Below are 23,210 nucleotides of genomic sequence, written 5' to 3'. Positions count from 1 at the left end.
CCTGACTCATGCGTGCTGCAGTGTACCGCATGAGTCAGGCTTCTCCTGCACGTTGTCTTTTTATGATTAGGGCCTTATTCGTTTTTGCCACGAACAGGGACACATAGATAAGCAAAGCCGCATGCCAGTGTATTCACACTGAACATGCGGCTTTTTCATTTAATATTCATTTTATGTTACCGAATTAAGGCTCATAATGTATCGCTGCCGAGGGTGCGGATTCTCCCATACTGTTGATCGCTGATACTTTGAACCAGCCACTTGTTGATGCCGGAACACCATAAACCATACTGGTACCTGATGTGGTACCAAGCTTGGTGAAAGGTTCCGAACCTGTCTCGCTATAGAAGACAGCATAGCTCTGCACGCCGTCAGCTTCCGGGTTAGGCGCCCACTGAATTCGAAGTCCCTTCGAGAGTGTAGAGACGCTCACTTGGCCTGGTGTGCTTGGAGCCGTCGTCGGTGCACTGTTGTCACTGACGGTCTCTCCAGGGGTTACTATCGTACCAGGCACCTCAATAGGCTGTTTCACTTCCGTATCTGGCCCAGCGGCACCTGCGCTGCTTACAATTGCACTTGGCGCAGATTCCTTGCCTGCAACGTCAACAGCAGTGACATAAAATGCGATGTTACTACTTGCTGTTGCGTACGCTGAGAAGGATCTGGACTCACCTGAGAGCACGACTTGACCTTGATTCTGGAACCCGGCGCCACCGACTGAACGGTAGAGACGATACCCGACTACATCACTTTCAGGTGTCGCATTAAATGTAATGGAAGCACGTTCTCCTGAGATGGAGATGCGAACATTGCCAGGTGCATCCGGTGCTTTACCGTTATCCGTACGTGGATCAACCTCAGTTGGCAGATCAGCACCGGCATCTTCAGGCAAGTAGTATGCAAGAGACTCGTGACGACTCATACGTTTAAATGCATTTTGCAATTCTTTGATGAGATCCGAGATCGGTTTCTTACGCTTGACAACGGTTTTTTCCTTTAACATATCCGCAGGTGTTTCATCACGTGGAATGTAATTTACACCGTTGTACGTAATATACTTCGCTTTAGCGACAGCATCATCACGTTCCTTCGGAATATATTTGCTATTGAAAATGTCAGTAACAAATTTATCAGTCAGGGAAGTGGGTAGCTTGCCACTATATGCTGAGACCGTTCTGGTTTCAATACCAGAAGGTTTTTTGAATGAGTTGGTTACAAACAAGTCCTTCTTGGTTTCTATTACTTCATTCATAATTTTAGCCCAAAGTTGTTGAGCGCGTTTACGCTGTGATTTGTTTTCCAGTGTATTTATAGGCTGTTTATAACCCACCCATACACCTAACGTAACATCTGGCGTGTATCCTTCAAACCAGACATCGGCGTAGTTTTGGGTCGAACCTGTTTTACCAACAATCGGTACACTTGATCTGTACTTGTAGTTTTCTCGTACCTTATCGGCTGTACCCTCTGTTATAACGGTACGCAGCATATCGGTCATCAGATAGGCTGTCTGTTCCGAGAAAGCCTGTACGGGTTCACTATCGTGTTTGTATACAATATTGCCTTTGGAATCAACAATTTTACTGATCATGTAGGAATCATTATATACACCTTTATTGGCAATCGCACCGTAAGCACTTGTCAGTTCTTCCACGGTTACACCATATTGAAGTCCACCGAGAACACCTGTCTGTGCTTGATAATCCTGCTTTTGAATCGTCGTAATACCAAGTTTTTTCGCAAAAGTCCAGGCTTTGTCGATGCCAACTTCTTCATTGAAAAGTTTCAAGGCCGGTATGTTTAGTGAATAATTCAATGCCCGGCGAGCCGTTACCAGACCTTGATAGCGGTTATTCGCATTCTTCGCGATATGGTATCCACTAGAGCCGTCTTTCAGGATGATTGGCGAATCGTCAATAATGGAAGCGGGTTGAATAAGACCTTCCTCCAGAGCTGGCAGATAAGCGGCAATAGGTTTCATTGTTGAACCCGGCTGACGGATCATCTGCGTTGCATAGTTCATCTGCTCATCCTGGAAACTTCGTCCTTCAATCATGCCGAGGATTGCTCCTGTTTTGTGATTGATCAGCATCGCTGCCGTCTGCTCTTTTCCTTTGACGGGGTCATCTGCAGAGAAGTTACTGTTATCTTCAGCAATGGTACGCATCGTTTTGTAGATGTTTTTGTTAATCGTTGTATAGATTCGATATCCGCCAGTGCGAAGCTGTGACTGAGCTTCTTCCAGCAATGCACTGTTTTCCTTCGGTAGAGCTGCTGTATCTGTGCTTTTGCCTTTTTCTTTTGTTTTGTCCTCGCTCAGTTGCTGCATGATAATCTGTGCTGCTTGACGTTCCGTTTCCATCATAAGGTATGGATAAGTGTTATAGGCTTTAACGGTTTTCGGAGCAAGCGAGCTTTTGATATCAAAGGCAAGTGCATTGTTGTATTCCGATTGCGTGATTTTGCCAAGTTCCAGCATGCGACGCAGCACCAGTTTCTGACGATTGATGGCGCGATCAAATTTATCCTCTACAAAATCGCCCTTACCATTAAAGGCAGAGTAGGAAGAGGGCGACTGGGGTAATCCAACCAGATAAGCGGCCTGAGCTGTGTTTATTTTTTCGAGATCATTGATATTGAACAATCCCTTAGCCGCTGCTTTGATTCCATAAACGTTGTATCCGCTGGAACCATTGCCGAAAGGCACCTTGTTCAGATAAGCGGTCATAATCTCGTCTTTGGTCAGAAAACGTTCCAGTCGAAGGGAAAGCAAAATCTCTTTTACTTTACGATCTTCCGTACGATCCAAATTCAAAAATACACGTCTAGCTAATTGCTGCGTAAGCGTACTGCCACCTGTTTGTACCGATTCTTTCAGCACTTTTTGTTTCACGGCACGCAGTGTTCCGCTCATGTCAACACCTTTATGTTCGTAAAAATGATTGTCTTCAATCGAGATCACGGCATCAATAACCTTTTTGGGGATCTGGTCAAAGGTGACCGGACGTCTGTCTTCTTCCGTGCGCAGTTGACCAATCGGACTGCCGTCAGAAAAGTAAGCAAAGCCTGTGATGGAGTTTTCGCTGACTTTTTGTTCAATCAGGGCCCTTGACCGGACAGGTTCGTCTTTGACGATCGAACTGACGTAACCCATTAAAGCACCGCCAACGAATAGTACGCCCATAAATCCAAGGACAACCATCCACATAACGAAGCTACCTAGTCTGCGTGCAAAGCTACGCTTGCGTACAGGCGGATCTTCAGGCTTTTTCTTAGTAACATCAACCATTCAGTGTCTTCCTCCTTTTAACAGCACTAATTATAGCATAAAAAGACCCGTTTGCATGCCTGAGAAATACAAGTAATGGTCGAAATTTGCCAATATGGAATGGATTATGATATATAGCATGTGATATCGGACGACATTTCATGAGTTGCAAAAGTAAGGAAAAAGGCTGGAACTGCATTTAAGCAGGCCAGCCTTGGGGTCTATATAGATTAGGTTGAATTGAAAAAAATGTACCCGTATACTGATTAGGTTTTGAAACGCTGGATGAGTTCCAACAGTTCTTGTGTGAGATGTGCCAAAGAAGCGGAAGCAGCAGTGATTTCTTCCATGGATGCAAGTTGTTTCTCAGAAGCTGAGGCAACCTCGCTGGCGTGCGCCGCTGTTTCCAGACCAATCGTTTTAAGCTGCTCGAGTGATGAATCGACCTGTTGCGACTCGCCTGACATCTGTTTTGCAATGGTGGAGACTTGTGCAATTTGTTCATTCACGTTGGTGATCTGTGAAGAGATGGATAAAAACAGCTCACCACTCTCGTTCATCACATCGGCAATGTGAGTCACCTCAGCGCTTCCTTTCTCCATATTTTCAACGATAGCGTGAACCTCTTTTTGAACCGATTGGATCAACGTGGCAATGTCGGCAGCCGATTGTCTGGATTGCTCAGCCAGATTGCGAATCTCGGTAGCTACAACACCAAATCCACGTCCATGTTCCCCCGCTCGTGAAGCTTCAATAGAAGCATTAAGGGCGAGAAGATTCGTTTGACGGCTTACTTCGGTAATCATGCCCGTTATATGACCAATCTCTTCCGAGCGCTGTTTAAATTGCTCCAGTGCAGTCATGGAAGATTGGACAGATGTGTTCGCACTCTCCACCATATAGATAGCTGCTTGCATCTTGTCTGTTCCGTATGAAGTTCGTTCCGTTACTGATTTTGATGCACTGCTTACTTCGGCAGCAGCTTCAGCTATTCTTCCGATGCCCGTGGATATTTCGTTCATCGAACGGGAGGAATGAAGTAACTCCTGAACTTGCTTCTCCGCCTTGTTTGCCACTTCCATTCCGGTAAGTGCCATCTGCTCGGCGGCTTTGCTTGTATCCTCTGCCCCGGCAGTTAATTGCTGAGAAGTTGAACCAACAGATAAGGCATGTTCAGATATAACAGAAATCGTATGACGTAATGTATTCATCATGTCATTCATGTGAGTGGCCATGACTCCGAATTCATCCTTCGATTTTACAGGTAACGTCTGAGTTAGATCGCCTTCGGCAAGTTGGCCGGCTACAACATTTACTCTGTTCAGCTGTTTTACAATGGAAATAATCGTGAATGTGACTACTCCTGCGAGCAGAAGCACCGCTAATATAGCAATGAGTACAGACCATTTTAAGCTATCGTAAAAAGGCTGGAGTATCACGCTTTTCGGTAATGCAGATACTAGATGCCAGCTAGAATCGGAGCCTTGAAGCTTTGCGGGTTCGGCAATAAATAATTCTGGTGTGCCATCGTCAACCGTAGTGTAGAACCCTGTATCATTCGACTGAATGCGCTGAATAAGTGTTTGGGTACTGGAAGAGAGCTCGGCATTCTCTTTGGTCAGTTCCGGTCTTGAACCGTGCGCAGCAATGAGCCCTTCACTGGTAATCAGCATAGCATAGCCCTGATCGGGATTAAGAGATGCAATATTTTGCTGGAAACCCTCAATCGTAAAATCAGCCCCAACGATGCCAAGAAAGGTATTATTCTCGTCAAGTAAAGGCAGGACGATGGATACGAGCAAGGTCTCTTTACCGGCAACCTTGTACGTAGTTGGCTCAGACCAATAGATGGTTTTGGTTGCCTTCGGCTGTTGATAGTATTTACTGGTTTCACTATTTCCCTCATAAGTAGTGAGCGGTTCAATATGCAACGAGCTTCCATCTTGGATAACGTAAGGGATAAACCGGCCGGTTTCATCATCATACTTATTCATATTCACATGTTCGGCATCCTTGCCGTCAAAAGCATTGGGCTCCCATCCGGTATAATAGCCAAAAACCTTTTTGTCCTTCTTCAAGTATTCTTCCAAAAGTCGGACGATATCTTGACGGTTTAGCGTCCCATTTTTCGAAGCGTCCAGGAGGGTGGTACTCAAACTGTCGAGCGTATTTTTTACTTGGTTGATGTCAGTCATAAATTCGCTTGTAGCTGCGCTTGCTGACTGTTCCGCTACAGCTTCACCATATTGTAGGCTTTTGTCATATATGGCTTTGGTGTTAAAGGCAATTAATGCGCCGATTGAGCATAGGAGCACTAATCCAAGCAGTAATCCTAGTTTTACGGCAAGCTTGGTATTTCGAAAAAATGACATGTGAAGCCCCCTTGTGTTGTCTTTCTATTTGTGCGTGTTTCTTTATGCTGGTGGTTCCTCATCAAAAAAGAAGATAACTATATTATCGTTATGTAGAGGCTTGTAATGAAGATGATTTGGGGGAGGAATGAAAAAAACAACAAAAAAAACAACTGCCGAGAAAATCTCGAACAGTTGTTTTTTTGTTGCGATCCAACGATTAACGGTTGTAGAACTCGACGATTTGTTTTTCATCGATGTCTTGGGACAATTCAGCACGCTCAGGCAAGCGGATGAATTTACCTTCTACAGCTGCTTCGTTGTACTCAACGTATGCTGGAAGATGATTGCGGTTTTCCAAAGCTTCCTTAACGGAAGTCAGACCGCGACTTCTTTCACGCAAGCCGATTACATCGCCAGTGCTTACTTGGTAAGAAGCGATATCGACTTTTTTACCGTTTACTGTTACGTGACCGTGTGCTACCAATTGACGCGCTCCAGCGCGGGAGTTAGCAAAGCCAGTACGGTAAACGAGGTTGTCAAGGCGGCACTCAAGCAAGAACATGAAGTTCTCACCGGCAATACCTTGCATTTTTTGCGCTTTGGAGAACAATGTGCGGAATTGTTTTTCACCCAAACCATACATGTGGCGCAATTTTTGTTTTTCTTGCAACTGCATACCGTAGTTGCTCATTTTTCTGCGTTGGTTAGCTCCGTGCTGACCTGGAGGGAAAGGGCGTTTCAATTCTTTGCCTGTTCCGCTCAGGGAAATGCCGAGGCGACGGCTTAATTTAAATTTAGGACCAGTGTAACGTGCCATGTTTAAAGTAGCTCCTTTTTAGTTAAAGTTCATAATAGGGCTCTGTTTGCGCTCCAATTTGTTGATGCGGGCTTGGCCTCGCATAGAACGATCAGGAAAGTTCAGCCGCTGTCCTGAAAGCAACAAAAAGAATGAGGGTGACACAACCGGTAATGCCCAAATTTAAAGACCGTTTTAGTAGTCTTCATCAACAATTTATTTTACATTCTGAAAGGAGTAAAGTCAAGTAATACATAAAGTCAGAAAAACGTCTAAATTTGTCGATAGGTCATTAGGCCTAAAATAATGGGACAATTTTCTGAAATATGAGTGCAAAAAAGCTTCAAACAGAGTAAAATAGATGGTATCTTAACTTTAAACAATGTTACGTATCAAGGTTTCGCTAATATTTTGCAGATTTGCGATAATCGATGCAGATTAATGCATCCGCCCAGGATGCAAAAACGGTGCAAAGGAGCGCCTGACATGTTGGAACATCTAAGAAGTTTACCTGCCAGTCTGAATTCGCGAAGTGCGGGCGATTCCACATCGTTTACTGTGCGTTCATCTCATGATGATCATGCGTTGTGGATGCAGAAAATGGATATCACACCTTTTGACTTTTCATATTTAAGTAATTTATTAGGACAAGCTTTCCATGATTGGACAAACCAGAAAGATTCTGTGCCGGACAGACCCATTGCTGAATACAGTGTATGGAATACAGAAGGTGAGTGCATGGGAAAGAACTCTAACCATGATACGGATTCCGATATCAATGTACGTTCACTGGTTTTGGAGTGTGCTGAAAAGGGACAGACTTTGTCAAAAAGAGGAATCAGTAAGCATGGAGAGTATTTGTTGATTGCCGAGCCTCTATTTTCAAGAATCAATAAAGATATATTTGCTGTGTTCATTGCTCTAGTCTTTGAATCTCACCGATCCAAAACGTCAGAAGCTGTGGTTCGATCTGAGGCCTTGCATTACCGTACCTGCTTTTACCGAAGATTTGAATACATATTTATGACGGACTTGCTGCATGCACACGAACATACCGCCCGGGAGGAACACCGAAGATCCATTCTTTTTCAGATCGTACAGCGAATGCATGACAAGATGGATGTTGGGGCGATTTTGGATGAGGTATTTGTCAGTATGGATTATCTGTATCCTTCCACACACATTATGCTCTATATGTCTCAGGATCAGAGAAACTTTAATCCTCGTATTAAGCCACTCCTTATTCAGGAACGCGGAGAAGATATCTGTGTTCGCTCATTTATGGAAGGTAGGTTGATTGTCTCCCGGTCTGATGAGTTGGACAAGCSAATCATTGAAGTTGGTTTGCCACTCAAAGGCAAGCAGGGGATATATGGTGTTTTTCATATCGAAATGAATGAGGAATTGATGGAAGATTCCGATTTGCAACTGATTGCGATGATGGCAGACACAGCAGGGACAGCTTTTGAAAATGCAAAACTACATGAACAATCCCATATGTTGATTCAGGAACTTCGTGTAATCAATGATTTGACACAACGCCTTAATAAAAGCCTGCAATTGATGGAGATTTATCAATTTTCCGAGCAGGAGCTTAAAAACATATTTCAAGCCGACTTTTGCTGCATTTTGCAATTAAATGACAGCACAAACAGGTTTGAGGTGATGGCTACCAATGTAAAAGATATACGACATCGAACGTATCCGGTGGATTCCGGGATTGCGGGTTATATGTATCAGACAGAAGAGCCGTTAATTATATCTGACTATACGCAATTTGATAAGGTAACTTCCAGCTTCATGGAACTGACGGGCGCAATGTCTTTGATCGCAGCCCCGATCAGAGTAGACGGACAGGTGAAGAGCGCTATTTTGTTATCCCATGTGCGGGAGCATTTCTTCTCTTACGAGAATTATAGACTGTTGCAAATGTTATCGATTCACCTCGGGCTTGCTCTGACCAATGCAACTCTGCATGCCGAAGTGCGCCGAATGGCCAATCTCGATATGTTGACTGGACTTTATGTAAGGCATTACTTGGATAATATTATTCATGAACGTCAGGCCCATGATTACTGCGGTTCACTGGTTGTCGTCGATATCGATCAGTTTAAACAGGTGAATGATACTTTCGGTCACCAGACAGGGGATCAGGTATTGAAACAAGTAAGTGATATTGTCACAAGTTCAGTTCGAGCCGAGGATATCTGCGCAAGATGGGGCGGTGAAGAACTGGCGATCTACATGCCCCAGATTGGAATTCACCAAGCTCTTGTCTATGCGGAACGGATCCGGACCCGAGTTGAGGCGGAGACCCGGCCGTCTGTAACGGTGTCGAGTGGTATCGCTGAATGGAATTGGATGGATGAGAAGGTAAGTGTGGAGTCTCTGTTTTATCGTGCAGATATGGCCCTGTACTGTGCAAAGAACGGCGGCCGGAATCGAATCGTCATAGAGGATTAGGAAGGTACACGTTAAGAGAGAAACATTCCGGTTGCGGATTCGTTTCTCTCTTTTTGTTTTTTTGGAGGATCTGATATACGAAATAAAAGTCCAGGCTATTCGTCAGGTCCATAAAGAATGAAGTATAAGCGCATAGTGTGTGGGCAATCTATGGAGAAAATGACTGAAAGGTGGAATGGATATGCTGAACCGTCGGTCTACGTTTACTTTTTCGCTAATTTTGTGCCTCGCGCTAACCATTGTTTCAGGATGCGGAATGCTCCAGCATGATCGAACGCCGGAAGAAATATTTTCACTTGCATTATCCGGGATCGCCGGGAAAGAGACCTTAACATTCGAGGGCCAGGCCGGATTAAGACGAGAGAACAGTGGCATGTTTGAAAACCAATTTAAATTTGAAGGCAAGCTGGAAGATCATGACAGGCTGACATTGCAAACCCGCTTGCCAGGTGCAGTGACTGCGGCGGGTTCAGGAATAAGTCTGAATGCGGTAAAAAATAATGGTCAACCGAGCGGCTTCAGTGCCTCATTTGAACGAAATAAAGGTCAGTGGACTGCTTTGACGGCAGAGCATGAGCCTTTGCGAGGGGCGTTGTCCCGTTTCAATCCTATTGCCCAATTAGAGAAGATCGATGGTATGAAAAAAACGATTCAATCCGAATATGGATCGGGACGTCAGACACAAATACTGCGGATTGAGCTTGCGCCAGAGGAAGCAAAATCTTGGGCGGCAACTCAACTGACGGATGAAATGGATTCCATTCGTGAGGAATATATGCATAAGGCTAAACAAGTCAAAGGCGCAGACAAGAAGGAACTGGAGCAGAATTTGCAAAAGGTGTGGCAACAGGGGAAGGATACGATGCAACAGTTAATCGAAAAGGCTGAGGTACACACAGTTTACCATCTGACTGTCGATCGTAAAACCAGCTTGCCGATGCGACTTTCCTCTGAAAGTCAGGTGAAGTACAGGGATAATAGCAACCGGAGTAATGTGGAGGCTTTGGTGACCGATGTAAATTTTAAATCATTTCAATAAACAAAACCTGTGACTGCCTGCTGACGAGATTCTTGGTGCGTGCTACAATAGTAACGTAATTTACCGTTGTTCAATTCATTGAATGGCAGATGACAGGAGGATTTATCAAAATGAAGGACCCAAGAATTCAGAAACTTGCAGCGAACCTCGTAGGTTATTCTGTCGATGTTCAGCCTGGAGAAAATGTATTGGTTGAGATGATTGGATCAGAGCGTGATCTGATCAATGCCATTATTGAAGAAGTGGGCAAAAAAGGCGGTAACGTTTTTGTGCAGTTAACGGATCGAACCGTTCAGCGTGCGATGCTGCGTGATGCTACGGAAGAGATGATGAGAACGTGGGCAGAGATTGATCTGAACCGTATGAAACAAATGGATTGTTATATCGGCATTCGTGCGGGGGAGAACGTGAATGATCTGTCCGATGTGCCGGAGGAAAAAATGAAGCTCTACAATTCTCTGTATTCCCATCCGGTACATAGCGAACAACGTGTTAAACATACGAAGTGGGTGGTGCTTCGTTACCCTAACGCAAGCATGGCACAACTTGCGAACACCAGTACGGAAGCATTTGAAGACTTCTATTTTGACGTATGTAACCTGGATTATGCGAAAATGGACAAAGCGCAAGACTCACTCGCGAGTCTCATGCAACGTACGGATAAAGTACGGATTACAGGACCAGATACAGAACTGAGCTTCTCCATCAAAGATATCGGTGCAGAGAAGTGTTCCGGGCAGAAAAACATTCCGGATGGCGAAGTTTACAGCGCACCAGTACGCAACTCCGTTAACGGCACGATAAGTTATAACACACCGACGTTGTATAATGGAATTACGTTTGAGAATATCAAATTCACATTCAAAGACGGTAAAATCGTGGAAGCATCCAGCAATGATACGAAACGATTGAATGAAATTTTGGACTCAGATGAAGGCGCACGTCATATCGGTGAGTTCGCGATTGGTTTCAATCCGCACATTCTTCACCCGATGAAAGATATTTTGTTTGATGAAAAAATTGCGGGCAGCCTGCACTTTACGCCGGGTCAGGCATATGAAGTAACAGATAACGGGAACCGTTCATCCATTCACTGGGATCTCGTATTGATTCAACGTCCAGACTATGGTGGTGGCGAGATTTATTTCGATGATGTGCTGATTCGTAAAGATGGCATCTTTGTCATTCCTGAGCTGGAATGTTTGAATCCGGACCAGTTGAAATAGGAACTGTATTTTGCAGTTGCTAGGAAAGCGGATTCACGGTATCATGTAGTGGTAATTAATAGATGATACCAAAAGTAAAAAGACGGAGGGATTCCTATGTCGAGTAATAACGCGGCTGTAGTGGAAATTGCTCAAACAGCAGGCAAGTTTACTTCTTCAATCGTGCTTCATTCAGAGAACAAGTATATCGACGTAAAAAGTATTCTGGGTTTGTTTACAACGTTGATTAGCACGCACAGCTATGAACTGCATGTTCATGGGCCGGATGCAGATGAAGCGAAGGCAGCTATGTCAGAAGTATTTGCAAAGCATGGCCTGAATGTAAACATTGCATCTGAATAACGACTTTTAAGAAACACCTCTGCCTTTTGGCAGGGGTGTTTTTAATCATAGCAGGACATACCGTCATTCCGATGTTCCTGAAAAAGAAAGAAAAGGCTATAATGCGGCTCACAACTCATGGGGTTATTTTGGTCAGGTTCTTGTATTAGCTCTTCATTTCGTCTAATATTAGAGGTAGAACGTCTTTACGCGATTTTTGGGACATAGGGGGGAAATGATGCATGACTTCATCTGATCTGCAGGACCAGCTGAACCTGAAAGCAATCAGTCTTCTTCAAGAAGATGCAGATAAAATACAGAAGCTTATTGAAGTACAGATGGAGAATCTGGCTACTCGCTACTGCCCTCTCTATGAGGAAGTATTGGATACACAGATGTATGGATTCTCCAAGGAAGTTGATTTTGCTGTTCGTGCAGGACTCCTTCCAGAAGGTACAGGTAAGCAGATGGTTAGCGCGCTTGAGCGGAATTTGGCGATTTTATATGAAGCCTTGAACAAAAAGAATGAGCAATAGCCTGCAATCGCGCGGGTCAGAATAGAAGGCATGCAAATTCATTGCATGCTTTTTTTGTATTCAAAGACGTATTGTCTGATATTGCAGTAGTAGTAAAAAATAGCCGGGGGAAAGGAACTCCCTCGACTGTCTTTGATTCATGTAATACAGGTATGACTGCAAAGCAATTGTTCCGTTATACCAAGAAGAACGAAACGCCTAGAATGACATACACAACAAGCAGCAGCAGACCTTCATACCAGTTGGTGGAGCCGTCTTGTGTGATCGATTTGGCGATAAAAACAGACACACCGATAGCTACCAACTCAATGGTGGTAAACACGATATCCATCGTACGGCCAGTGAAGTAACTGACAAAGATCAGTACCGGGGCTACAAACAGCGCAATCTGCAAACTGCTGCCAACGGCAATTTCCACAGCAGCTCCGATCTTGTTTTTCATTGCAAGCATGATGGCTGCGCTGTGTTCGGCTGCGTTTCCGATGATAGCGACCAGGAACGCACCAACAAACAGCTCGCTCAGTCCGAACTCAGAAGTAAATACTTCAAGTGTGCCGACCAACCATTCACTGACAAAAGCAACCATGACTGTGGCGATTACGAGATAGAGAATCGACTTTTTCTTCGACCATGCCGGAGCATGCTCATGAGGAAGTTCCTCGTCCTGATCATCCGTTACGTCCGCTAAATAGCTCTTATGTGTAACCATAGAGAAGATTAGCCAGGCGATATAAGCTAGGATCAGCAATCCGGCAACAATCAAGCTGAGTGTATTGGTATCTCGTTGCGTAATGGAGTGGGTGTTCAGAAATACGGCCGGGACAAATAAGGCAATGATGGCTACGATCATCAGGGAGCCGTTCAGCCCCGCAAGCGAAACGTTGTAATTCTGGATTTTAAACTTTAATCCTCCGGCAAAGATGCTGAGCCCCAGTACAAGCAGCAGATTACCGATAATAGATCCGGTCAGGCTAGCTTTAACCATATCAAACAAGCCCTCTTTCACGAGGAAGATTGCAATGATTAATTCGGCTGCGTTACCGAAGGTGGCATTCAGGAATCCTCCCAGTCGTTGTCCGGCATAGTGGGCTACATTTTCAGTTGCTTTACCTAAAAATCCGGCCACAAAAATAACCGAAATGGCAGATATCACGAACTGTAGAATCGAATCCCATTTCAAGAAGTGGGCGATGGCACTAAGTGCAAAAAATGCAATCAGCAAAAAAGATGAAATCCGGTTTCTCACAAAAATACACCTCGGTTATTCACTTATTTTGTTTTGAAATTTACGTTATGTACCTATGCGATTAATTTCATATTTCAATATAACCAAATGGTGGCAGGTTGTAAACGCATCTTTTACAGTTAAATTTGCTTTTTAGGGTGGAAAGGATTTAAAATACGAGTAACGAAGTGGAGGAGGATGTGGCATGGCAGAACAACTTCAAATGGAGAGCGGAAACATCCGGATTGCCGATGACGTGGTTGCGAAAATTGCCGGAATGGCTGCAATGGAAACACCTGGAATCGCTGCAATGTCTGGAGGTTTGTCAGAGGGCTGGGCGAAACGTCTCAGTGGTAAAAACGTGCAGAAGGGCGTAGGCGTGGAGGTCGGCCAGCTGGAAGCAGCCATTGATCTGCGCATCATCGTCCTGTACGAAACCCCGATTCATGAAGTTTCCCGTATGCTTCAGCAGAATGTAAGAGAAGCGGTAGAGACGATGACCGGATTGCGTGTGGTTGAAGTCAATGTGAAGGTCGAAGGTGTATCTTTCAGAGGCGACGATCTTTAAACTTCACGATGGGAAGATGAACATATCTTCTTGTTCCTTATCCTTACACGAAGAAACCAAAAAAAGACTTTGCATCTGTTTGATGCAAAGTCTTTTTTTTAATTAGCGAACCCGGCGAATGGAATCGCGGGAACGAAGCGCAGGAGATGTACGCGTCTGCACCGTCACCGATTTGGTTTTCTCTTCCTTGATGGCTTCCATGTTGTTGGTGCGTGAAATGCTCAGCACAATGCCCATGGCAACCATCATAACAAAGAGTGAAGTTCCCCCATAACTGATAAACGGGAGTGTAACACCCGTTACCGGTATCGTTTGAGTGACCCCTCCAATATTAATGAAGGCCTGAATTGCGATCAATCCCATGATACCTATACCCACCAGTGTTCCGAAAGGATCTGGACAACGTAACGAGACGATAATGCCTCGCCAGATAAAGTACAGGTAAACGAGCAAGAACAGTGCACTTCCAATGAAACCGAGTTCTTCTCCAATGACGGAAAAAATAAAGTCATTATAAGCATTGGGCAAATAATGCAACTTCATCGTACCTTGTCCAATACCTGAACCTGTAATACCGCCGTCACCGATGGCAACCAGAGATCGGTAAAGGTTGAGACTTCCGTCCGTGGGATCTGACAAAGGATCCAAGAAAGCTTGAATCCGTCCGATTTTATAGTTCTGCTTCGCTGTCGCTGTTGTTGTGCTGTCCACCGAAGGAGTGTCCGGAGACATGGAGGAAAATAGGGCACTCGCTCCAAAAGCAAGTGCACCACCAAGTACTACCAGAAGAATAGAACCCAAAATATGCTTCATGTTAGCTCCGCCAGCATAGATAACAAGACCGCAGGTAGATACCAGAATGAAACAGGTACCAAAGTCTGGTTGAAGCATGATCAATCCTGCAATAAATCCGACGATGAACAGGACAGGGAAATATCCAGTCTTGAAATCACGGAAACGTTCGCCCTTTTTGGTGATGAGTGCAGACAAATATAAAATAATTGCGATTTTGGCGAACTCTGCAGGCTGCAAACTGAATCCAAACAAGCGAATCCAGCTTCTTGCACCATTTAACACGGCACCGGATACCAACACGATTAAGAGTAGTGCGGTGGTGAACAGGAAAAAAGGTGCATAGAGTTTTTTGTACTTGTTAAAGCGGATATTCATGGCAAAAAACATGCCAAATAGACCGATAATCGCCCACATAAGTTGTTTTTTCGTGAAGTAAAGGGCATCGTTGTTAAAACTTTCGCTTGCGATTGCGATGCTGGAACTGGAGCTGAATACCATCACCAGTCCAAAGCCCACCAACAATAAAGTGAGGATTAGCAGTTGAAAATCCGGCGTGCCTCTCTTCGTTCTCGTTTGGGCCGTTTGTTGTTTCATGATATGGCCCGCCTAAGCTTCGAGCAGTTCTTTGAGCTGCTGCAATTTTTGGGTGGCCAGCTTCACGACTGGCTGTGGAACGGAAGAGTCGTAATCAAGTCCATGCGGGAAAGTAGCTTTGCCCAGATAAACGGCTTCAACGGCCAGAACCGTATCGGGTTTCTCCAGTTTGCCTTCTACCGCGCGCGTATTAATGCGTACAAAGTATTCTGAGTTGGTTTGTTCATCTTCGATTTTGTAGTCATATGTAGCACGGTAATATTCCCATTGCCACCGGACAAATCCGACTTTCTCGGCGCTCTCATCCAGGTATGCCAAGTCGCTTTTCAAGCCATCCAAGCCTGTATTCTCAAAAATCATAAGCGTTTGATCCTCCTCATAAGCTTCCGAGTATAATTCTCGTGTGTTTCTCTAGTTCATGATAGTATGTTTCCCCTTCTCGTGCAAGCTTTCCAGAGGCCTTTCATATCGGTTTTCGCTCAATTCTGCTACAATATATAGCAATAGGTTTAAAGAGGAAGGTTTAGGGCTGTAATCAAGCCCTGTTAAGGATCGAAAGGATGGGATGATATGACAAATAATATATGGTGGGAAGATCTGCAGATCCACATGGTGGAATGGCGGCGTCACCTTCATCGCAATCCTGAGGTTTCCTTTCATGAGGAGAAGACATCCTCCTTTGTGGCAGATATGCTGGATAGCTTTGGTATTGAGGTTAAACGTCACGTAGGTGGCCACGGGGTTATAGGAACACTCCGTGGAGACAAGCCTGGGCCTGTGGTGATGCTTCGAGCCGATATGGATGCATTGCCGATCCAAGATGAGAAGGATGTGGAATATGCCTCCCAGCAAGCTGGGGCGATGCATGCCTGTGGTCATGATGGTCATATTTCAATGTTACTTGGAACTGCGCTTTATTTCAGTCGCCATAAACAAGAGGTTCGCGGAGAGATCCGTTTTCTGTTCCAGCCAGCGGAAGAGCTGCTTCCCGGCGGTGCTGTTCAGGTCATTGCAGACGGAGCGCTGGAAGGTGTAGATGTTATCTACGGGATTCATCTATGGACGCCGCTTCCTGTCGGCGTGGTTGCAAGCACAGCAGGGCCGATGATGGCTGCGGCAGATGACTTTTACATTGATATCAAAGGAAAAGGCGGTCATGGAGGCATGCCGCAAGCTACTGTTGACAGTGTCGTAGCGGGCTCCGCACTTGTAATGCAGCTTCAGACAATAGTCAGCCGCTCGGTTGATCCATTACGTCCAGCGGTATTAACCATTGGAACGATGCAAGCCGGTTCTGCGCAAAATGTTATTGCGGAGCAATGCAAGCTGAGCGGCACAGTGCGGACGTTTGATGAAGAGACGCGGACAGGAATGAAAGAACGTGTACTTACCATGGTGGCTCAGACAGGAGCTGCACATGGTGCAGAAACTCAGGTGAAATACATTATGGGATATCCGCCTGTGGTAAATGATGCCCAGGAGACCGCTCGCTTTTTCAATGAAGCTACGTCTGTATTCGGTGCAGAGCGGGTGCAAAACTCTCCAATGCTGATGCCTGCCGAGGACTTTGCTTATTATTTGCAAAAGGTTCCAGGATGCTTCATGTTTGTCGGTGCAGGCAATCCGGAGAAAAATGCAATGTATCCACATCATCATCCGATGTTTGATTTTGACGAAGATGCGATGCAGACGGGCGTAAAACTGTTTGTTGCGATGGCGAAGAGTTATGCAGCCGAATGCTGATAATCATAGTTGGGCATCCTGAACATACCGAAGTATGTTCAGGATGCTTTTTTTTTGTTTGATTGGATGAAAATGATAATTGTCATCGGTTGTGTTGTAATGAAAATCTTTTGTTCAGATGATGATATGAAATGGGTGTGGAAAAGATGGAGATGTTCAATCAGAATCAGTCGGGTGCTTGTATTGTACAGCGTGATTTCACGGTATTGCTCGAAGTGGGACATCCCGGGTTTGAAACAGCTAGGACGCAGCTCAGTATGTACGCTGAACTCGTGAAGACACCGACAACGTTTCATACGTATCGTATTACGTCCTTGTCGCTTTGGAATGCGGCAGCATTAGGCTGGAATGCGGAACGTGTGAACAAGAGCTTAGAGCTGATCTCACGCTGGAATGTTCCTTCAGCTCTTACACAGGATGTGCGCAGAATTATGGAGCAATACGGCAAATTAAAGTTGCATGCCGAACCGGACCATACCCGAATGCGTCTAACTAGCGAAGACCAGCACCTGCTGGATGAGCTGAGTAGCATGAAATCGATATCTGCATTTTGTATGGAACGAACCAACGAGCATGAGCTTGTGTTGTCGGGAGAAAAGCGCGGTTTATTGAAGAGGGAACTGACACGTCTTGGTTACCCCGTATTGGATTATGCTGGATATCGGAAAGGGAATGATCTTGCTTTTAGCTGGCGGTCTAATATAAATGCTTCAAAAGATAGCACCTTCAGTACATACGGAAAAAAAGAGCAAGCTGCGTTTGCGCTTCGTGCTTATCAGCAGAAGGCAGTGGATGCTTTTGCAGGAGGTGAAGGAATCGGGGGGAGTGGGCTTTTGGTACTACCCTGTGGAGCAGGCAAAACGATTATTGGCATGGCTGTACTGGAACAACTGCAATGTGAATGTCTTATTTTAACGTCGAATACAACGTCTGTACGGCAATGGATACAAGAGATTCAGGATAAAACAACGATTACTGCAGAACAGGTAGGAGAATATTCGGGTCAGAAAAAACAGGTGAGACCGGTGACAGTGGCAACTTATCAAATTCTGACTCATCGGAAGTCTAAGGATGCGGAGTTTACTCACATTCATCTTTTGCAGGAACGAAAGTGGGGACTCATCATCTATGATGAAGTACATTTGTTGCCTGCGCCTGTTTTTCGGGCTACAGCAGATATACAGGCAACGCGCCGTCTAGGCTTGACCGCTACGCTTATTCGTGAAGACGGATGTGAACAGGATGTATTCTCGCTAATCGGCCCCAAGTTATATGATATGCCTTGGAAAGAGCTGGAGCAGCAAGGCTGGATTGCTGAGGTAAAGTGTCAGGAAGTGAGGGTACCCTTCTCTCCCGAATTAAGATCGACTTATTTGCAGGCTGAGGGTAAACATCAATTTCGTCTTGCAGCTGAAAATCCTGCAAAACTAAAGGTTGTAAAGCGCTTACTGGAACGCCATCAAAATCTGCCAACACTTGTCATTGGGCAATATCTTGACCAGCTTGAGATGATTGCCCGGGAAATTGATGCACCTCTAATTTCTGGATCGATGTCACAGCAGGAACGTGTTCAGTTGTTTTCTGCTTTTCGAAAGGGTGAGATTCGGACGATTGTTGTATCCAAGGTCGCCAATTTTGCGGTTGATTTGCCGGATGCTGCGGTGGCACTCGAAATCTCGGGTAGCTTTGGTTCAAGGCAAGAGGAAGCTCAGCGGCTAGGACGGATTTTGCGCCCCAAAGCAGGCGAAAACAAAGCTTATTTCTATGCACTGGTTTCGGAGGACAGCAAGGAACAGGACTTTGCGTTAAATCGGCAGATGTTTTTGGTAGAGCAGGGCTATGAATATGCCATTGTATATGAGCAGGGTACGGTTCATTAACCTAACCTGTTGCGGAAGAGGAGGGAAATCAAGATGTCTGACTTTGAATTAGGAATGGAACAAGTGGTGCAATCGGGAAGGGTGCCTGAACTCGAATTGTGGTCTACACTTACGAATGCGGAGCGCCGGGTGTTAGGTACTATTTTTCACAAGTATGCGGGTCAAACGTTCTCTTCTCTCCTGCCTTCTGAAGATTGGGCTAAGGAAGGGCTGAGTGGAGCTGAAGCCAGGCTTGCTTTTGCCATGCTTCGTCGTAAACAATGGATCAAATCTGTATATAAAAGCTGGGGAGAACACTCCTATCATATCCCTGAATGTTATTTGTCTACTTTGACATCGGTTTATGCAGATCGTGTTGGATATACTGTGGAGCCGATGGTTGCATCCGTTAAACGTGTCGTTAAAGAAGGGAAAGCGCATATCGCTGGAGAACTGCTTCATCTGCTTGCATGGATTCACAGGGAGGGGCTGCCTCTGACAGGAAAAGGCTCCATACATAAGAGAAGCATACAAAAGTTAAGCACATTAACGATATTGTCTCAAGATGATTTCGAACATTTGGAGATTACCTATGATCATAAAGACTTATATCCGGTGCATGTGGTCATTCTGCTGGATCTATTGCTTTGTTTGAACTTGTTACAGAAAATGGACTGGGGGTTCGAGGTCAGGCAAGATAAGCTTCAGCAGTGGATAAGGTTGCCTTGGTCTGTGATGCATCGTGAAATTTTCCGAGTGTGTATGGATAGATATGGAGGGTCCGGAGCAGAGATGCAACACTTTCGCTATCAGTTGGCGGGACTGACGCCTGGCTTGAAACAGTGGTGCCGTGTACCGAATCCAAAAGGAGATATAGGGATCAGAAGTTGGCTTCATGCTTTGGCTGGCTTGGGGTTTGGTGAAGTTGGCGAGGAAAAAAATGGGGGGCTGGCGTTTCGCTGGCTGACCCCTCCAGCTGAGCTTTTGAAAAAGGAAACGGAACATATTCAACGTTCAGAGATGTACAAGCAAGAAGAGAGACAATCTAGTAAATTTTATGTGCAACCAGATTTTGAAGTTATGGTACCGCCGGATGTTTCCGCGGAAGTTTGCTGGAGATTGGAGCACTGCAGTGAACGGATTACACGCGACCAGATGTCTATATATAGAATATCCAAAGAACGAATGGAAACAGCCGTTTCCAGTGGAATAAAATTGGAATCCATCGTGCATTTCTTACGGAGGCATGGACAGGGGGAATTGCCGGAACATATCCTTGCTGCTTTGCAAGACTGGGCAAAAGGTAGCGAGACTGTACCAGATCACAAGTTGCTCCTTCCATTGCCTTTGGTCTCAGAATGCCCGTACTCAGAAAAGGAGAGACAGGTCGGTGAATTAGAGACTGCGAAAGGTATGAAAACCTCTGAGAGGATGGAGATGAATCAGAACCATTTTTACAAGTCGGAGACAGCAGGATTAATTCAACGATCTCATATGCCAGGTATGACGGCGGGGCATAATGATATTGATTCTGATTTGGATCAAGATATGGACGAAAAAGTAGCGTGGAGCCGGAGAAAGGCTGATGTACCAGAGATTTGGCATAAGGAATGGAGAAAGTATCATCTATCAACTGCACGTCAAATTGCTGCCCGAGCCATCGAATGGCAGGTGAAATTGGGCATTCAACAGGGTAACGATACGTTTGTTCTGATTCCTCATCAGTTGGAGGGTCATGAGCAGTGGATGCTGGAAGGGTGGTGCATTCTGGATTCGAGTCCATTCGCTTCACCTATCGAATGGCGAACATTTACTCCGGAAGGCTGGGATACAATGCGGCTTATTCTGCCTGATGAAGTCTAGTCTACAGGAAAAACTCTTCTTAACTATTCTAGGATATGCTATGATGAAGTAGTCTACGTTAAGTAGAACTTTATATATAGATAGGATGAATAATTCATGAGCGTAGCGGAAATAAACACGGTCGATATGGCCCAAGTGTTAACGGGCGCATATGAACTGGGCGACATGATTAACCAATCTGCCGAAGTGTCGGATTACTTATATTGGAAGCAGCAAGTCGAAACAAGTTCTGAGATTCAGGAGGGCATCCGTAGATTGAATGCCAAGAAAGAGCTTTTTGAAGAAACACAACGCTTTGGTCACTTTCATCCCGACTATCACGCAGCGAAGGATCAGGTGGAAGCGCTCGAGAAAGAACTGGAATCCTTCGAAGCCGTGATTCGTTTCAAGCAGGCTGAGCAAGCATTGGATGAGATGTTGTTCCAAATGTCCGAAACCATTGCTTTTGCTGTATCGACCACCATTAAGGTGCCGAGTAACGATCCCAATCCTAAAGGCGGCTGTGGCAGTGGTGGCAAATGTGGGTGCAGTTAAACCCGAAGACAGTTACATTATAGTTTTTAAACTTAGAACAGACCGGGCCTTTCGAGGGCCGGTCTCCATTTATAGAAGGGCGGGGAATCGATGGTGTTCGCGGAAAGAACAGGATTTATTATTTGGGTTAGTGATTTGAAAGCGGCCCGCAATCTCGAAAAATATGGTACCGTGCATTATATCTCCCGCCGTATGCATTATGTTGTGATGTATGTTAATGCAGAACGGGCTGACGATACGATGAAAAACGTAAAGCGACTTTCCTATGTGCGCAAAATTGAGCGCTCCTATCGAAACGAGATTAAAACCGAGTATGCCAGCAAGACGATGGACAAAACAAGCTTTTACGGAATATAGCAGGAAACATAGGAGGGGCCAGCCGGTCGCTCTTTTCTTAAAAAGAAACATTAACGGACTTTTGCGAAAAAAATTAAACTTACGCCTTGTTGTTACGGGACTAATGTTGTAATATATTTGGTAATAAATAGATAGAAAGTCCTATCTGGTGGAGAGTGATTCCCATGCGTGATAAGGTGATGCAACGTTGGAGCACCTACGAGCCGTTTTTTGTGGCTCTCGGAGACAAGAAAGTGGCTGACATCGTCATTACCCATCATGCAAAGATGCGGTATGCAGACCGTATTGAGCCTGCACGGAGTGATGATGACCATATTGCGGCTTGGTTATGGGAGTGTCTGAAGCAGGACAGGGTAACACCATATTACCGCAATGAACAGGATGTTTATCTGATTGACGATGATCTGGTGGTGGTTGCTGAGTTTTCCGAGCTTGAAGGAGAATACGATATTACAGGCAATCCGCTGCACAAAATGATTGTAGTGACGTTTCTGGGGCGTATGTCGGAGACGATTGAACTGAGAGACCTGAAGTCGTATTATTCTTGGCTGAGACACTCGAGAAGAATGACCCTGGTCAAAAATAGCCGAAAGCATAGATGATGAAGCAGATTTGAGATTGCAATCATAGATTTTATGTGACATTTTATGTACAACGCATGCAGACAAGCTGCATGCTTTTTTTTGTTGCCAGACTGGAAATCGGATACAATATAGTAAGTGTAATAGAAGAGGGGCGAAGATATGAATTTTCATCAGTTGCACATTTTTTATACGGTTGCGGAGAAGGGGAGTTTTTCCGCAGCTGCGCAGGCATTACATATGACACAACCGGCCGTGACGATGCAGATCCAATCGCTCGAGGACTATTTCGGTACTAAACTGCTGCATCGTTCCACCAAGAAAATAGAATTGTCGGAGGCAGGAAGGACGTTACTGCCTCATGCCAAGCGAAGTGTAGAACTGGTTCGTCAAACAGATGAAGCCATGTCTGCTTTTACGCAGAAATTGCAGGGAAGATTACAACTTGGAGCAAGCTTGACCATTGGTGAATATGTGTTACCACGCATGCTTGGGCCTTTTGCAAAGCAGTATCCCGATATCTCCATTGTGATGAAAGTGATGAATACCACCCAGATCATGGATGAGATTTTGAAGCATCAGTTGAATTTTGGATTAATTGAAGCACCGGTAAATCACCCGGATATGATCGTCGAACCTGTGATGCAGGACGAACTGAAACTAATTGTACCAGCAGGGCATGATTTGGCAGGACGCGGTAAAGTGAACCTGGAAGAGGTTATGAATTACCCATTCGTGCTTCGTGAGGAAGGATCAGGCACACGGCAGGTCATGGAAGGTCAACTGAAAAAGAAAAAAATAGACCCGAGTGATATGAATGTAGTCATGGAGCTTGGAAGTACAGGTGCCGTCAAATCGGCTGTGGAGGCGGGCGTAGGCATTACCATGTTGTCTCCTTCGTCCGTGCAGCATGAACTGGCTCTGGGGCTTGTTCACATTGTGGATATACGCGGACTTGAATTCAAGCGGCAGTTTTACGCGATTCACCTCAAGTCCTCTTTGTTGCCGCTGTCGGCTGTTGCCTTTCTGGGATATTTGCGTCAACAGGAGCAAGAGCGGGGAGAACAGGTTTAAGTATGAACTATATA

At 45.1% G+C, this 23,210-nt stretch carries 19 protein-coding genes; 13 read left to right on the top strand and 6 right to left on the bottom strand.

All coding sequences use genetic code 11. From position 1 onward, the window contains the following. Positions 1–184 precede the first annotated feature (184 nt). The 3 genes from AB4Z30_RS17430 to rpsD form a co-directional block, all read right to left on the bottom strand. A complete protein-coding gene (locus AB4Z30_RS17430) occupies positions 185–3,289 on the bottom strand; it encodes a transglycosylase domain-containing protein (RefSeq protein WP_441928593.1) in 3,105 nt (1,034 codons plus the stop codon). 245 nt (positions 3,290–3,534) lie between these two features. Next, positions 3,535–5,640, bottom strand: a complete 2,106-nt coding sequence (locus AB4Z30_RS17425; RefSeq protein ID WP_441928591.1) for a methyl-accepting chemotaxis protein — start codon at positions 5,638–5,640, stop codon at positions 3,535–3,537. Positions 5,641–5,839: 199 nt separating this feature from the next. Then, positions 5,840–6,439 (bottom strand): 30S ribosomal protein S4, encoded by a 600-nt coding sequence (gene rpsD, locus AB4Z30_RS17420; RefSeq protein ID WP_441928589.1) that lies wholly within the window; start codon positions 6,437–6,439, stop codon positions 5,840–5,842. A 465-nt stretch (positions 6,440–6,904) separates the two neighbouring features. Between rpsD and AB4Z30_RS17415 the strand changes: the two genes are divergently transcribed. From AB4Z30_RS17415 to AB4Z30_RS17395, 5 genes are all read left to right on the top strand, one after another. Beyond that, on the top strand, positions 6,905–8,881 hold the full coding sequence (locus tag AB4Z30_RS17415; RefSeq protein ID WP_441928587.1) for a GGDEF domain-containing protein: 1,977 nt from the start codon (positions 6,905–6,907) through the stop codon (positions 8,879–8,881). Positions 8,882–9,062: 181 nt separating this feature from the next. Continuing rightward, positions 9,063–9,920, top strand: a complete 858-nt coding sequence (locus AB4Z30_RS17410; protein WP_441928585.1) for a hypothetical protein — start codon at positions 9,063–9,065, stop codon at positions 9,918–9,920. Positions 9,921–10,030: 110 nt separating this feature from the next. Continuing rightward, positions 10,031–11,146: an aminopeptidase gene (locus AB4Z30_RS17405; protein ID WP_441928583.1), complete on the top strand. Its 1,116-nt coding sequence runs from the start codon at positions 10,031–10,033 to the stop codon at positions 11,144–11,146. A gap of 96 nt (positions 11,147–11,242) precedes the next feature. Continuing rightward, the gene (locus AB4Z30_RS17400; RefSeq protein WP_090923662.1) at positions 11,243–11,488 is read left to right on the top strand and encodes an HPr family phosphocarrier protein; all 246 of its coding nucleotides are present in this window, start codon (positions 11,243–11,245) and stop codon (positions 11,486–11,488) included. A 221-nt stretch (positions 11,489–11,709) separates the two neighbouring features. Continuing rightward, positions 11,710–12,003: a YlaN family protein gene (locus AB4Z30_RS17395; protein ID WP_111271074.1), complete on the top strand. Its 294-nt coding sequence runs from the start codon at positions 11,710–11,712 to the stop codon at positions 12,001–12,003. A gap of 175 nt (positions 12,004–12,178) precedes the next feature. Here the strand turns inward: AB4Z30_RS17395 and cax are convergent, their stop codons facing one another. Next, positions 12,179–13,249 (bottom strand): calcium/proton exchanger, encoded by a 1,071-nt coding sequence (cax, locus tag AB4Z30_RS17390; protein ID WP_441928580.1) that lies wholly within the window; start codon positions 13,247–13,249, stop codon positions 12,179–12,181. 184 nt (positions 13,250–13,433) lie between these two features. On the opposite strand from cax, the gene AB4Z30_RS17385 reads away from it, so the two are divergent. Then, positions 13,434–13,796 carry an Asp23/Gls24 family envelope stress response protein gene (locus AB4Z30_RS17385; protein ID WP_434750339.1) on the top strand — a complete coding sequence of 121 codons (363 nt, stop codon included), beginning with the start codon at positions 13,434–13,436 and terminating at the stop codon, positions 13,794–13,796. A gap of 102 nt (positions 13,797–13,898) precedes the next feature. On the opposite strand, the gene ftsW is transcribed toward AB4Z30_RS17385, so the two are convergent. Both ftsW and AB4Z30_RS17375 read right to left on the bottom strand, forming a co-directional pair. Further along, the gene (gene ftsW, locus AB4Z30_RS17380) at positions 13,899–15,185 is read right to left on the bottom strand and encodes a putative lipid II flippase FtsW (RefSeq protein WP_441928578.1); all 1,287 of its coding nucleotides are present in this window, start codon (positions 15,183–15,185) and stop codon (positions 13,899–13,901) included. A gap of 12 nt (positions 15,186–15,197) precedes the next feature. Further along, entirely contained in the window at positions 15,198–15,545 is a 348-nt protein-coding gene (locus AB4Z30_RS17375; RefSeq protein WP_090923657.1) for a YugN family protein, read from the bottom strand. 210 nt (positions 15,546–15,755) lie between these two features. Between AB4Z30_RS17375 and AB4Z30_RS17370 the strand changes: the two genes are divergently transcribed. The 7 genes from AB4Z30_RS17370 (at position 15,756) to AB4Z30_RS17340 (ending at position 23,196) form a co-directional block, all read left to right on the top strand. Further along, entirely contained in the window at positions 15,756–16,928 is a 1,173-nt protein-coding gene (locus AB4Z30_RS17370; RefSeq protein WP_441928575.1) for a M20 family metallopeptidase, read from the top strand. A 146-nt stretch (positions 16,929–17,074) separates the two neighbouring features. Beyond that, positions 17,075–18,808, top strand: a complete 1,734-nt coding sequence (locus AB4Z30_RS17365) for a DNA repair helicase XPB (protein WP_441928573.1) — start codon at positions 17,075–17,077, stop codon at positions 18,806–18,808. Positions 18,809–18,841: 33 nt separating this feature from the next. After that, positions 18,842–20,650 (top strand): helicase-associated domain-containing protein, encoded by a 1,809-nt coding sequence (locus AB4Z30_RS17360; RefSeq protein WP_441928571.1) that lies wholly within the window; start codon positions 18,842–18,844, stop codon positions 20,648–20,650. Between the two features lie 96 nt (positions 20,651–20,746). Next, a complete protein-coding gene (locus AB4Z30_RS17355; protein ID WP_441928569.1) occupies positions 20,747–21,184 on the top strand; it encodes a YlbF family regulator in 438 nt (145 codons plus the stop codon). A gap of 93 nt (positions 21,185–21,277) precedes the next feature. Beyond that, the gene (locus AB4Z30_RS17350; RefSeq protein WP_026080981.1) at positions 21,278–21,541 is read left to right on the top strand and encodes a YlbG family protein; all 264 of its coding nucleotides are present in this window, start codon (positions 21,278–21,280) and stop codon (positions 21,539–21,541) included. Between the two features lie 164 nt (positions 21,542–21,705). Beyond that, positions 21,706–22,143 carry a hypothetical protein gene (locus AB4Z30_RS17345; RefSeq protein WP_090923653.1) on the top strand — a complete coding sequence of 146 codons (438 nt, stop codon included), beginning with the start codon at positions 21,706–21,708 and terminating at the stop codon, positions 22,141–22,143. Positions 22,144–22,284: 141 nt separating this feature from the next. Beyond that, on the top strand, positions 22,285–23,196 hold the full coding sequence (locus tag AB4Z30_RS17340) for a selenium metabolism-associated LysR family transcriptional regulator (RefSeq protein WP_441928567.1): 912 nt from the start codon (positions 22,285–22,287) through the stop codon (positions 23,194–23,196). Positions 23,197–23,210: the final 14 nt, after the last annotated feature.

The sequence above is a fragment of the Paenibacillus sp. 2TAF8 genome, from assembly GCF_052114825.1.
Taxonomy (GTDB): domain Bacteria; phylum Bacillota; class Bacilli; order Paenibacillales; family Paenibacillaceae; genus Paenibacillus.
Note: the sequence above shows the minus strand (reverse complement) of the source record. Positions and strands in the feature narration are given on the sequence as shown.